The organism is Microbacterium sp. CFBP9023, assembly GCF_034045055.1.
Classification (GTDB): domain Bacteria; phylum Actinomycetota; class Actinomycetes; order Actinomycetales; family Microbacteriaceae; genus Microbacterium.
On record NZ_JAXCWI010000001.1, the window covers coordinates 334,392 to 347,049 of the forward strand.

Consider the following 12,658-nt stretch of genomic DNA (forward strand, 5'->3'; position numbering starts at 1 on the left):
CATAGCCTCTGATGCGACGTAGTGAGTTCCTCCGCGCAGTCGATGCGGAATTCGGCGGTCGCGGGTCATCTCTGATCAGCGACCTCGTTCTGACTCAGCTCGCCGGGCGCACTGCCGACGAAGCGCTGGACGCTGGCGTCGCACCGCGCGAGATCTGGCTGGCGCTGTGCGCCGAGACGGATGTCCCCCTGGAGCGGCGACACGGTGCAGGTCGTCTGGAGCCGCGCAAGCGATGACCCTCTGAGGCGTTCGCGGCGAGGGCCGCGTTCGAGGCGGTTTCGATTTGCGACACGCCGCGACGGCGTGTCGTCGAATATGTGTTCGAAACGGGCGTAGTCTTCTGCACAAGTGGTTCAGAGACGTTTCTCTCCCTGTTTCGCGGTGCTGACGACGCAATGTCGGAGGCTCCTCCTACGGTGAAGAACAAGCCGAAGAGCCATACGCCTTGTCGGAGAGTTCCGCCCAGCCGGGAGGACCGCGACAGCCTACAGGCGGCACCACGCGAGCATAAGGAGCACGTCATGCCATCACCCGCTGACCGCGAGAAGTCCCTCGAGACCGCCCTCGCCCAGATCGATCGTCAGTTCGGAAAGGGCTCGGTCATGAGACTGGGCAGCGACGAGCGTGCGCCTGTCGCCGTCATTCCGACCGGTTCCATCGCTCTCGATGTCGCCCTCGGCGTCGGAGGACTGCCGCGTGGACGAATCGTCGAGATCTACGGTCCTGAGTCGTCGGGTAAGACGACGCTCACCCTCCACGCGATCGCCAACGCTCAGCGCGCCGGCGGAATCGCTGCCTTCATCGACGCCGAGCACGCGCTCGACCCTGACTATGCCGCGAAGCTCGGTGTCGACATCGACGCCCTTCTCGTCTCGCAGCCCGACACGGGTGAGCAGGCGCTCGAGATCGCGGACATGCTCGTCCGCTCCGGCGCAATCGACCTGATCGTCATCGACTCCGTGGCCGCGCTCGTGCCTCGAGCCGAGATCGAGGGCGAGATGGGTGACTCCCACGTGGGTCTGCAGGCTCGTCTGATGTCTCAGGCGCTGCGAAAGCTCACCGGTGGGCTCAACCAGACGAACACCACGATGATCTTCATCAACCAGCTGCGCGAGAAGATCGGTGTCTTCTTCGGCTCGCCGGAGACCACCGCGGGTGGAAAGGCGCTGAAGTTCTACGCGTCCGTCCGAATGGACATCCGCCGAATCGAGACTCTGAAGGACGGCACCGACGCAGTCGGAAACCGTACGAGGGTCAAGGTCGTGAAGAACAAGATGGCTCCGCCGTTCAAGCAGGCTGAGTTCGACATCCTCTACGGCGTCGGCATCTCCCGTGAGGGCAGCCTGATCGACTTCGGTGTGGAGCACGGCATCGTCAAGAAGTCCGGGTCCTGGTACACCTATGACGGTGACCAGCTGGGACAGGGCAAGGAGAACGCGCGAACGTTCCTGCTCAAGAACCCCGACATCGCGCTGGCGATCGAGACCCAGATCAAGCAGAAGCTCGGCATCGGAGGAGCCACCGAGGCGCCTGCTGACGAGCTCGCCGAGCGCCGCCCGGCATGATCGTGATGGTTCGCGGTTGTGGCGCAACCGGAGCGAACCATGAGTGATGGCGGGGGCGTGCCTCAGGAGCTCGCCCCCATCATCCCTCTGTTCGGCCGTGATTCCGCGCGGATGAAGCCGGTCGATCGAAGCTCTGCCGGGTCCGATGCAGGCACCCCCCGCGCTGCGGAAGACGCAGGCCACGAGGAATCGACGGCGGCAGGAGTCGCATCCACCGGCGACTCGGCTCCAGCTCCACTCGTCGACTCTCGTGGGCCCAGCGAACGGCATCCAGCTCGTGGCGCTGCGGCTCGGTCTGCTCCCCGATTGCGTGCACTGCAGCCGCACGAAGACTCAGCAGATGAGAGCGGAGTCGATCCGTCGAAGCTGCGTGTCGACGCCGAGGAGCTTCTCGTGCGCAAGCTGAGGGCTCGATCGCTCTCTTTGTCCGAGGCGCGGATGGTGCTCAAGGGCTACGAAGAGAACCGCGTCCGGCTCGACTCCGGATCGATCGACGACGTGATCGACGACTTCTGTCGCCGCGGCTACCTCGATGACGCGGTTCTCGCCGATCAGCTCGTGATGTCGGGAATCGAGCGAAAAGGACAGGGACGGGTCGCTCTGTCGCGAGCGCTCTCGCAGCGGGGGATTCCCCGCGATGTGATCGACGCGGCATTGGGCGACGTTCCCGACGACGACGCGGAGCGTGCACTCGAGTACGCTCGCTCGAAAGCACGATCGATGTCCCGCCTCGAGCCGGATACTGCTCTGAGACGCCTCGTCGGTCAGCTATCACGTCGCGGGTACAACGGTTCCATCGCGATGACGGCTGCGAAGACGGCCCTCGCCGAGGAATCTTCCGGCTCGTCGTCGCGGGTCCGATTCGTCGATTCGGACTGACACCGGGGAGGGCGCGCACCTCGCCCGGCGCCGGCCGGTCAGCGGCAGCGGCAGCGAGGGGGAACCGCTCGTACAATGGGGAGATCATGACTATCCCGCGCAGTGAACCGACGATCATCGCGTCGTCGTCAGCCGCAATCGACCGTGACGGGCGCCAGCGTTCGTACGAGGTCCGCACCTTCGGCTGCCAGATGAACGTCCACGATTCCGAACGTCTCTCGGGCTCGCTCGAAAGTGCGGGATACGTCCGCGCCACGGACGGCGCCGAGGCCGATGTCGTGATCATCAACACGTGCGCAGTTCGCGACAATGCCGCGGGCAAGCTCTACGGGACCCTCGGTCAGCTCGCTTCGGTGAAGCGCCGCAAGGACGGCATGCAGATCGCCGTCGGGGGCTGTCTTGCCCAGATGGACAAGCAAGCCGTTCTCGACAAGGCCCCATGGGTCGATGTGGTCTTCGGCACGCACAACATGGGGTCGCTTCCCGGCCTGCTCGAGAGAGCGCGACACAACGGTGACGCCGAGCTGGAGATCCTCGAGTCGCTCGAGGTGTTTCCCTCGACGCTCCCGACCAAGCGTGACTCTGCGCACAGCGGGTGGGTGTCCATCTCGGTCGGATGCAACAACACGTGCACCTTCTGCATCGTTCCGAGTCTTCGCGGCAAGGAGAAGGACCGCCGTCCGGGTGACATCCTGAACGAGATCCGCCTCCTCGTGGAGGACGGTGCCATCGAGGTCACCCTGCTCGGACAGAACGTCAACTCCTACGGCGTGGAGTTCGGCGATCGCCAGGCTTTCGGCAAGCTCCTGCGCGCGGCGGGCGAGATCGACGGACTCGAGCGCATTCGCTTCACGAGTCCTCACCCGGCTGCGTTCACCGACGACGTGATCGACGCGATGGCTGAGACTCCCACTGTGATGCCGCAGCTTCACATGCCGCTGCAGTCCGGCAGCGATCGCATCCTCAAGTCCATGCGTCGTTCTTATCGCAGTGAGCGGTTCCTCGGAATCCTCGACCGCGTCCGTGATCGCATTCCGCATGCCGCGATCACCACCGACATCATCGTCGGGTTCCCCGGTGAGACCGAGGCGGACTTCGAGGACACGATGCGGGTGGTCGAACAGGCCCGCTTCTCGAGCGCCTTCACCTTCCAGTACTCGATCCGCGAGGGCACACCGGCGGCGACCATGGAAGACCAGGTTCCGAAGGCCGTCGTGCAGGAACGCTACAACCGGCTCATCGCGCTGCAGGAGCGCATCTCGCTCGAAGAGAACCAGAAGCAGATCGGCCGCGAGGTCGAGGTCCTCGTCTCGACAGGCGAGGGCAAGAAGGACGCCGAGACGCATAGGCTGACCGGCCGGGGAGAGGACAACCGCCTCGTGCACTTCGAGGTGACCCCGGGGTCGGCTGTTCCCCGGCCCGGTGACGTCGTCTCGGTGACCATCACCCATGCGGCTCCGTTCCACCTGCTCGCCGATGACCCGACGGGCTCCCCGCTCAAGATCCGTCGCACGCGCGGCGGGGACGCGTGGGATCGCGCCCAGGCGGAATCGTGCGCCGTGCCGGCGCCTGCGGCGCCCGACGGCACGCGGGCGGTGTCTCTCGGCCTGCCGACGCTGCGCGTCGGCAGGTGACCGCTGCTCGCGACAAAGCCGGTATCCAAGGGATGACGGGTACGGAGCCGGGCGGCACGCACGATGCACCGCGGCTCTGGGCAGTCGTCGGCGCGACGGGGACGGGCAAGAGCGATCTCGCGCTCGATCTCGCCGAGGCGCTGCGCCGGCGGGGCAACGCAGCCGAGATCGTGAACGCCGATGCGATGCAGCTCTACCGCGGAATGGACATCGGCACGGCGAAGCTCGCCGCCGCAGACCGACGCGGTATTCCGCACCACCTCTTCGACGTGCGCGAGGTCGACGAGGAAGCGGCGGTCGCCTGGTATCAGCCTCTTGCGCGCTCCGTGATCATCGATATCCAGCGCCGTGGTGCTGACGCGATCCTCGTCGGCGGCTCCGGACTCTACGTCTCCAGCGTCGTCTTCGACTTCGCCTTCCCGCCGCGCGATCCGGTCATCCGCGCTCGGCTCGAACGCGAGCTCGAGGACGAGGGTGCGGGGGCGATGCTCGACCGGCTGAGAGCGCTCGACCCCGCCACGGCGGCGCGCGTCGACCCGCACAACGGGAGACGCGTGATCCGCGCCCTCGAGGTGCTCGAGCAGGGCAGCGCCACGCACGGTGCCGCTCTGCCGAAACAGCCGTCGCTCTGGCAGGCGGACACCCGACTGATCGGTCTCCATGTCGAGCGCAGCGTCCTCGTCGAACGGCTCGACGCACGGGTCGAACAGATGTGGCGTGCAGGCCTCGTCGACGAGGTGGCGGGGCTCCGGCGGCAAGGGCTCGAGGATGGCGTCACTGCGCAGCGTGCCATCGGCTACTCCCAGGCTCTGGGGCAGATCGACGGGCGGCTCAGTCAAGACGAGGCGATCGCCGAGACGCAGGCCCTCACGCGTCGGTATGCCCGACGTCAGGTGTCCTGGTTCAAGCGGTATCCGGGTCTCACCTGGCACGAACCCCCGGTCGACGCGACGGCACTCGTCGAGTCCTGAGTCGACATCTCCCTCACCGCCATCGCGCGATGTCGGTGACCGATGAGAAGGTGGATCCATGGCCACCCACTTCTACACGGCGAGCAGCCTCGACGGTTTCATCGCGACTGACCAGCACTCCCTCGATTGGCTCCTCAAGCAGGACATCGACGCCGAAGGACCGATGTCCTATGGGGCGTTCGAGAAGACGATCGGGGCGCTGGCCATGGGGGCATCGACCTACAACTGGGTCATGCAGCACGAAGAAGGGCGCTGGGGCTACGAGCAGCCGACCTGGGTGTTCACGCACAGGGAGCTCGAGATTCCCGTCGGCGCCGACGTCCGCAAGGCGCAGGGCGATGTGACCGCCGTTCACTCCGAGATGGTCACTGCCGCCGGCGGCAAGGATCTGTGGGTCGTCGGCGGCGGAGACCTGGCCGGGCAGTTCGCGGATGCGGGTCTTCTCGATGAGGTGTGGGTGCAGTACGCGCCGGTCACTCTCGGATCCGGGGCGCCCCTGTTGCCGCGGATGCTGGACCTCGAGCTTCTCGAGGTGGCTCGCAACCGCAACTTCATGTGCGGGCGTTACCGCGTGCGCCGTGGCTGAGGCGTCAGCTCCTCGGCGCGCAGTCGAGAGCTGGCCGGTCCGGGCGTTCGATCGGGCGGACACCGAGGCGGTTGTCGCGCTCTGGGACGAGGTCGGGCTCACGCGCCCGTGGAACGATCCGCGGCTCGACATCGAGCGCAAGCTCACGGTGCAGCCGGAGCTGTTTCTGGTCGTCGAGAGCACCGAGCACGAATCGAGCTCGGCACCGATCCTCGGGACGGTCATGGCCGGCTACGACGGACACCGCGGCTGGCTCTACTACCTGGCGACCGCCAAGTCGCACCGCCAACGAGGGATCGCGAGAGCACTCGTGCGCGAGGCCGAACGGCTTCTCGTCGCCATGGGCTGCCCGAAGGTGCAGCTCATGGTCAGGGAGGGGAACGAAGGCGTCCTCGGTTTCTACGACGACCTGGGCTACGAACGATTCTCCGTGTCGAACACGGGCAGACGCCTGATCGTCGACGCCTAGCCGAGATCTCTAGACTGGACGAATGGTCGCATTCACCAAAGGGCACGGTACGGGCAACGATTTCGTGATCATCGCCGACCCCGACGGCTCACTGGAACTCAGCTCGGAACAGGTCGCAGTGCTCTGTGACCGGCACCGCGGCATCGGAGCCGACGGCATCCTTCGTGTCGTGCGCTCTGCAGCGATCGTGGACGGGCGGGCGTCACTCGCTGAGGAGCCGGCAGCTGAATGGTTCATGGACTACCGCAACGCCGACGGATCGATCGCCGAGATGTGCGGCAACGGCATCCGCGTCTTCGCGCACTATCTCGTGCGTTCCGGGCTCGCCACGATCCAGCCCGGCTCGACGCTCCCGATCGGAACCCGAGCGGGCGTGCGCGACGTGACCCGCAGTGAGACGGGATATCAGGTGGATCTCGGCCTGTGGAAGCTCTCCGGCGACGACCCTCTTGTCACGGCGGACGGGCTCCCCGTCACGCGCCCGGGGCTGGGCATCGACGTCGGGAATCCTCATGTGGTGGTCGCCCTCGCATCCGAGGCGGAACTCGCCTCACTCGAACTCCACCGTGCTCCGGTGCTCGAACCCACCCCGCCCGCGGGTGCGAACGTCGAGTTCGTCGTCCCGGGTGAGCCGCTTGTGCGGGACGGGATCGGGCACGTCTCGATGCGCGTCTCCGAGCGCGGTGTGGGGGAGACCCTCAGCTGTGGCACGGGTGTGGCGGCCACAGCTCTGGCGGTGCGCTACTGGGCAGGTGCGAAGGCGCCCGACAACTGGCGGGTCGAGGTGCCGGGTGGCACGCTCGGCGTGCGCATGTTCCCCGCGGAGGACGGCGAGCACGTCGCGCTGTCCGGCCCCGCGCAGCTTGTGTTCAGCGGCGAGGTCGACCTGATCTGATGGGCGCGACCGGTCCGATCGATCTGGTCATCTTCGACTGCGACGGAGTCCTCGTCGACAGCGAGCGGCTCTCGATCGAGGTGGACCGGCGGGTACTCGCCGATCTCGGGTGGGAACTGTCCTCGGACGAGATCGTGCACCGGTTCGTCGGACGTTCTGCCGCCTACTTCCGCTCCGCGATCGAGTCGTTCCTCGGGAGCCCGCTTCCCGACGACTGGGAGGCGACCTATCAGCCGTGGTACGTCGCTGCCTTCGCTGAGCTGATCGCGGTGGACGGCGTCGAGCGCGCACTCGACGAGATCGTGACGGCCACGTGCGTGGCTTCGAGCGGTACCCATGCGAAGATCCGGAGAACGCTCGGGATGACCGGTCTCCTTCCGCGATTCGAGGGACGGATCTTCAGCGTGGACGACGTGGTCGTCGGTAAGCCCGCCCCGGATCTCTTTCTGCACGCCGCAGATCGGCTCGGGGTGCACCCCGAACACTGCGCGGTCGTCGAGGACAGCCGGTTCGGCGTCCGCGCCGCTCGAGCCGCCGGGATGCGGGTATACGGCTACGCCGGCGGGCTCACCCCAGCCGAGTGGCTCGAACAGGAAGGAGCCGTCGTGTTCGCCGACATGCGCGACCTTCCCGACCTTCTCGGTCGCTGATGTCGCTGCGGCGAGACGTCAGACGAGAGCGATCGGCTCGGTGGGTGGGGTGCCGTGCTTGCGCACCTTGAGGATGCGATAGCCCTTGGAGGTCGCGGTGCGGTGCACGCTGAAACCAGGATGGAACGTCGAGCCGATCCACCGTTGCAGCGAATCCGCGCCGAGGTTGCGCTGCACGACGAGCCACGCGTCGCTGCGCTCGTCGAGGCGGGGGATCCACTTCTCGAGCAGGCCGTGAAGCTCGTTCTTGCCGACGCGGATCGGAGGATTCGAGCGGATCGAGCGGAAAGTCACGTCAGCGGGAACATCCTCGGGCAGTGAGGCGTTGACATTCTTGAGACCATGAGCCGCGGCGTTGCGACGCACGAGATCCAGAGCCCGCTCGTTCACATCGACCGCCCACACGGTCGCATGGGGCGCGGCCAATGCCATCGACAGCGTGACCGGTCCCCACCCGCTTCCGAGGTCGAGAAGATGGCCTCCCGGCGGAACCGGAGGCGTGTTTGCGAGAAGGACGGCAGTACCGGCATCCAGCCGATCCGGGCTGAAGACGCCGCCAGCAGTGGTGACGTCCAGCTCTCGGCCTGCGAGCGTCACACGGATCGATCGCAGGTTCTCGGGGCTTGCCGGGGCCGCGGTGAAGTAATGGTCGGACCCCATACCGTGAGCGTAGCGGACAGCGCGGGCTAAGGTTAAGGCTCGCAACAAAACCCAGAGATAAGGGACGGATGACGGAGACCAGCACACACTCCACAGGTGACGAAGCAGTCGATCGCGTTCTCGCGAATGCGGAGAAGCGGACGGAGGCACGAGTCTTCGGCGCCGCTCAGGCGCTGCAGGACCAGTCCACCGCGTCACACGCGTTCTCGGACGGCGACCAGTGGGACCTCGAGGATCGTCATGCGCTGCGGCGCGTCGGCGGTCTCTCCACAGAACTCGAAGACGTCACGGAGGTCGAGTACCGCCAGCTCCGGCTCGAGAACGTGGTGCTGGTCGGCGTGTATCCGCAGGGCGCTCAGGAGGACGCGGAGAACTCGCTCCGCGAACTCGCAGCCCTCGCGGAGACCGCAGGAGCCGTCGTCCTCGATGGCGTTCTGCAGAGGCGACCGCACCCGGACGCCGCGACCTACATCGGGCGCGGCAAGGCGCAGGAGCTGAAGGACATCGTGGCGGCCACGGGCGCGGACACCGTGATCGCCGACACGGAACTCGCCCCCAGCCAGCGACGAGCTCTCGAGGACGTGGTCAAGGTCAAGGTCATCGACCGCACCACCGTCATCCTCGACATCTTCAGCCAGCACGCCAAGAGCCGTGAGGGCAAAGCCCAGGTCGAACTCGCGCAGCTCGAGTACCTCCTGCCGCGCCTGCGCGGCTGGGGTGACTCGATGAGCCGTCAGGCGGGTGGCCAGGTCGGTGCCGGTGGTGCCGGAATGGGCTCCCGTGGCCCCGGTGAGACGAAGATCGAGCTCGACCGTCGCCGAATCCGCACCAAGATGGCGCTCCTTCGCCGGCAGATCCGCGACTTCGGCCCGGCGCGAGAGGCCAAGCGCGCCGAGCGCAAGCGCAACACGATTCCTTCCGTGGCCATCGCCGGATACACCAACGCCGGCAAGTCGAGCCTCCTCAACGCTCTCACGAGCGCAGGGGTGCTCGTGGAGAACGCACTGTTCGCGACGCTGGATGCGACGGTCCGCCGCTCGGAGACGTCGGACGGGCGTGTGTACACGCTGACGGACACCGTCGGCTTCGTCCGCAACCTTCCGCACCAGCTCGTCGAGGCTTTCCGATCCACGTTGGAAGAGGTCGGCGACGCCGACGTCGTGCTGCACGTCGTTGACGGATCTCACCCCGACCCCGCCGGTCAACTGCAGACCGTGCGGGACGTCATGGGCGACGTCGGTGTGCGTGATATGCCCGAGCTCGTGGTGTTCAACAAGGCCGATCTGATCGACGACGACGAGCGTCTCGTGCTGCGAGGCCTCGAGCCCACGGCGCATTTCGTCTCATCCCGGTCGGGCGAGGGCATCGAAGAGCTTCGAGCGGCGATCGAAGAGGCGCTTCCGAAGCCGGCCGTGGAGGTGCACGCGGTCGTTCCCTATGACAGGGGTGATCTGGTCGCGGCGATCCACGAGACCGGGATGCTGCTGGCGGTGGACCACAGCGAGCAGGGCACAGTCGTGCACGCGCGTGTGTCGGAGCGACTCGCCGCCGATCTGGCGCCGTTCGCGATCGACGCCTGACCGCTTTGCGGTGCGGGGCGCGGTTCAGCGCGCGACGAATCGCGCCTCGACCGTTGCGGAGATGACGATCTCGTCGGGTTCGTAGTCCATTGACGGCCCGCCCACGTCCTGGGACTCCTGCATCATCGCCCCGCGCATCTTGGGCATGCCCGCGAGCGGCTGAACGGGTGCGGGGGCGATCAGCCCGACATCGGCGATCTCGACGGGAACGACGGAACCGAGTCCGAGCGCTGTGGCGTATGCCTGCGCGCGCGTCACGGCCGCTCCGACGGCCTGCGCCGCGACCTCCCGTTCGACCCGGGACCTCGTCTCGGCGGTGAGGTGCCAGTCGACCCAGCCGACCTCGACACCGTCCCATGCCGAGACCTCGGACACCCAGAGCGAGAGCGCCGAGGCTTCGGCGAACGTCGCAGTCAGATCCACGCCGGCGTAGTGAACGGGCGCGAGCTGCGTGCCCTCCGAGTTCCACGGACGCTCGGCGCGCACGGACAACCGCTTGCTGGACCAGTCGACGACGATGCCCGTGTCCAGCCGCGCGGTGATGCTCTCGCGCACCGGCTCGGTGAGATGCATCACGCTATCCACCACTCCTGCGCGGTCGGCGCCGTCTGCGCGGACACTGACGTGGATGGTGGCGCGCTCGGGCGCAACTCGCGCCTCGTGATCGCCGCGGACGGTGACGGTGACTTCGCTCATGTCGTGACTCTACGCCAGGGCATGGAATGGCGAAGGCCTCGCGAACGTTGTAGTCTGTGAGGCTCGGGGACTCCGGTTCCCGGGATGATAAGTACACAGAGTGACAGCGGCTCCTTCGAGAGAAGGACCACGGGGCTGATCGGTTTCGACAGCGCCTGTGAATCCACGAGAAGCGGGCCGAGGATGCAGAGTTATCTCGTAAACGCTCTCTGCAAAAAAATAGTTGCCGAAACCAAGCGCAACGACTTCGCCCTCGCTGCATAAGCGAGCCCGATAGTCCGTCAGGCCGTATGTGATTCCGATACGGATCCTGGCGTCATTTAGGAATCTTGCTGCGTGATGGCGTCTGGACGTCACGTGGGACTCTTCCCAGGCTGGGCTCGTCGACTTAGGTGTCTGTGACAAAGGTCGGAGCCGAGCAGAACGTTTTCACAGACTGCGCCCGGAGAAGGCGTGGAGACTCAGCGTTGGACGGGGGTTCGATTCCCCCCAGCTCCACCACGTCGCTGTCACAAGCAAGAAGGCCCGCCTCCCTGGTGAAGATCACGAAGGGAGGCGGGTCTTTTGTGTGCGTGATCGGGAATCGACGCGGCTCAGGCTCGGCCTACGGCGCGCCAGGCAGGGTCTCGCAGGGGATGCCGTCGTTGTCGAAGTCGAGCTTTGCGACGTCGCCGTAGTAGGGGTAGAACCGGTCGAACCATTCCTTCGCTGCAGCGTAGTTCGCGAAGTCCGTGCAATTCCGCGTGTCCCCGGGGTTCCCCGGTTGCTGAGGCGGTTGAGGTTGCTGAGGCGGCTGAGGGACGGGGATGCCTGAGGACGGTACTCGGAAGTTGTCGCCTTCGTAGATCCACACCCGCCACCACTTGGCGAGGACTGCATCTCGTTCGGCCGCGTCCGCGGTGTAGAAGTGATGAGCCGCGGAGTTCGACCAGAACCGCGCGACGGGAACGGTGCCGGCCTGCGTGGAGTCGGCCGGGTAGACGTAGTACGCGATCCCTTCGTCTTTCCAGATGTTCGGCCACTTGGCGATGACAGCCGCGCGCTCGGCGGGGTCTGCGGTGTAGAAATGTCCCGAGTACGTGCTGCTCCAGAACCTGTAGAGCGGGATGGTTCCGGCGACCTGAGTCGTGAACGCGGTGTACCGCTGCCCCTCGTAGGTCCAGACGTTCGGCCAACGGGCGATGATCTGATCGCGCTCCGTCGGGTCAGTGGTGAAGAAGTGCCCCTGGTAGACGGGGCTCCAGAACCGGTACACGCCGACGGGGTCTGGCATCGGCGGCGCGGAGGGCCGTCCGACGGCGGGCGTCGCCGGCATCCAGGCGTCCCACTGGGGGCCGCATTCTCGGAGGAGCGTCTGGATGGCGCTCTTCTCGACGGGGTCGACGGACAGGTTCCACCGCCACTTCACCGCGACCCACTCGGACACATAGGTGCACCGCATCGGCCGGTATGGAGGCAACCAGGATGCAGGATCCTTGTCGGCCTTCGCGGTGTTCACGGCGGCGGTGACCATGGTCAGGGTGCGCTGGTCGTCGAGGTCGTTGGAGTAGCTCTGTCGTTGCGCGTCGGTCCAGGCCCACGCGCCGGACGCCCACGCTTCCTTGAGCGCGACAAGGTGATCCATCTCGATCGCGGCGGGGTCGATGTGCGTGACGTTGTCGTAGTAGGAGAACCACTGACCTCCAGTGACGGTGCACGCGCCGGTGACGGTCGTCGGAATGTCGGACTCCTCGAGCAGCACCTCCTGACGGGTGCGGCATCCGTCCCCGTCGAGATCCGCGCCTTCGAAGAAGAGGTCGCGGTCGTACTTCACGGTGGACGGAGCCTCGACACGCAGCTGATCGAGGAGCGTGCCGACGGGTACCCTTTCCGTCGATGGCGGAGGCGCTGCCACCGCCGCTGACGGAGTGAGCGAGCCTGCGACGACCGCGGTCGCGACGAGAATGGCACTCAGGAACCGATTGCGCATGCCACTCCCTGTGAAATCGGCTCCGCCGTGGAGCCTCGCGCTCAGGATACACACAGAATACCGGTACGCTGTCGAGGTCGTTCGACGGCGCGTGCGTCCGCTGA

General features: G+C 66.4%; 13 protein-coding genes and 1 other RNA gene. 11 read left to right on the top strand and 3 right to left on the bottom strand.

Going from position 1 to position 12,658, the window contains the following annotated elements; genetic code table 11:
* Nucleotides 1-11 precede the first annotated feature (11 nt).
* The 9 genes from SOM10_RS01560 (at nt 12) to SOM10_RS01600 (ending at nt 7,649) form a co-directional block, all read left to right on the top strand.
* Entirely contained in the window at nt 12-236 is a 225-nt protein-coding gene (locus SOM10_RS01560; RefSeq protein ID WP_053095835.1) for a DUF3046 domain-containing protein, read from the top strand.
* Between the two features lie 285 nt (nt 237-521).
* Nucleotides 522-1,565 (top strand): recombinase RecA, encoded by a 1,044-nt coding sequence (gene recA / locus SOM10_RS01565; protein ID WP_053095836.1) that lies wholly within the window; start codon nt 522-524, stop codon nt 1,563-1,565.
* A gap of 306 nt (nt 1,566-1,871) precedes the next feature.
* Complete coding sequence (locus SOM10_RS01570; RefSeq protein ID WP_320488072.1) at nt 1,872-2,444, top strand: regulatory protein RecX; 573 nt, start codon at nt 1,872-1,874, stop codon at nt 2,442-2,444.
* A gap of 86 nt (nt 2,445-2,530) precedes the next feature.
* Nucleotides 2,531-4,078, top strand: coding sequence for a tRNA (N6-isopentenyl adenosine(37)-C2)-methylthiotransferase MiaB (gene miaB / locus SOM10_RS01575; protein WP_053095838.1), 1,548 nt, complete (start codon nt 2,531-2,533; stop codon nt 4,076-4,078).
* Nucleotides 4,079-4,110: 32 nt separating this feature from the next.
* Entirely contained in the window at nt 4,111-5,049 is a 939-nt protein-coding gene (gene miaA / locus SOM10_RS01580; RefSeq protein ID WP_320488073.1) for a tRNA (adenosine(37)-N6)-dimethylallyltransferase MiaA, read from the top strand.
* 58 nt (nt 5,050-5,107) lie between these two features.
* Nucleotides 5,108-5,635: a dihydrofolate reductase family protein gene (locus SOM10_RS01585; protein ID WP_056278524.1), complete on the top strand. Its 528-nt coding sequence runs from the start codon at nt 5,108-5,110 to the stop codon at nt 5,633-5,635.
* Nucleotides 5,628-6,104, top strand: a complete 477-nt coding sequence (locus SOM10_RS01590) for a GNAT family acetyltransferase (protein ID WP_320488074.1) — start codon at nt 5,628-5,630, stop codon at nt 6,102-6,104. The genes SOM10_RS01585 and SOM10_RS01590 overlap by 8 nt, the downstream gene beginning before the upstream one ends.
* 22 nt (nt 6,105-6,126) lie before the next feature.
* Nucleotides 6,127-6,999, top strand: coding sequence for a diaminopimelate epimerase (dapF, locus tag SOM10_RS01595; RefSeq protein ID WP_053095842.1), 873 nt, complete (start codon nt 6,127-6,129; stop codon nt 6,997-6,999).
* Entirely contained in the window at nt 6,999-7,649 is a 651-nt protein-coding gene (locus tag SOM10_RS01600) for an HAD family hydrolase (protein WP_320488076.1), read from the top strand. Before dapF ends, SOM10_RS01600 begins: the two co-directional genes overlap by 1 nt.
* A gap of 18 nt (nt 7,650-7,667) precedes the next feature.
* Here the strand turns inward: SOM10_RS01600 and SOM10_RS01605 are convergent, their stop codons facing one another.
* Nucleotides 7,668-8,309 (bottom strand): class I SAM-dependent methyltransferase, encoded by a 642-nt coding sequence (locus tag SOM10_RS01605; protein ID WP_053095844.1) that lies wholly within the window; start codon nt 8,307-8,309, stop codon nt 7,668-7,670.
* 245 nt (nt 8,310-8,554) lie between these two features.
* Between SOM10_RS01605 and hflX the strand changes: the two genes are divergently transcribed.
* On the top strand, nt 8,555-9,889 hold the full coding sequence (gene hflX / locus SOM10_RS01610; RefSeq protein ID WP_372983662.1) for a GTPase HflX: 1,335 nt from the start codon (nt 8,555-8,557) through the stop codon (nt 9,887-9,889).
* A 24-nt stretch (nt 9,890-9,913) separates the two neighbouring features.
* On the opposite strand, the gene SOM10_RS01615 is transcribed toward hflX, so the two are convergent.
* Nucleotides 9,914-10,585, bottom strand: coding sequence for an SIMPL domain-containing protein (locus tag SOM10_RS01615; RefSeq protein ID WP_320488077.1), 672 nt, complete (start codon nt 10,583-10,585; stop codon nt 9,914-9,916).
* 131 nt (nt 10,586-10,716) lie between these two features.
* On the opposite strand from SOM10_RS01615, the gene ssrA reads away from it, so the two are divergent.
* Nucleotides 10,717-11,086, top strand: a transfer-messenger RNA (tmRNA) gene (ssrA, locus tag SOM10_RS01620).
* Nucleotides 11,087-11,189: 103 nt separating this feature from the next.
* Here ssrA and SOM10_RS01625 read toward each other — a convergent pair.
* Nucleotides 11,190-12,554 (bottom strand): GmrSD restriction endonuclease domain-containing protein, encoded by a 1,365-nt coding sequence (locus SOM10_RS01625; RefSeq protein ID WP_320488078.1) that lies wholly within the window; start codon nt 12,552-12,554, stop codon nt 11,190-11,192.
* Between the last annotated feature and the right edge of the window lie 104 nt (nt 12,555-12,658).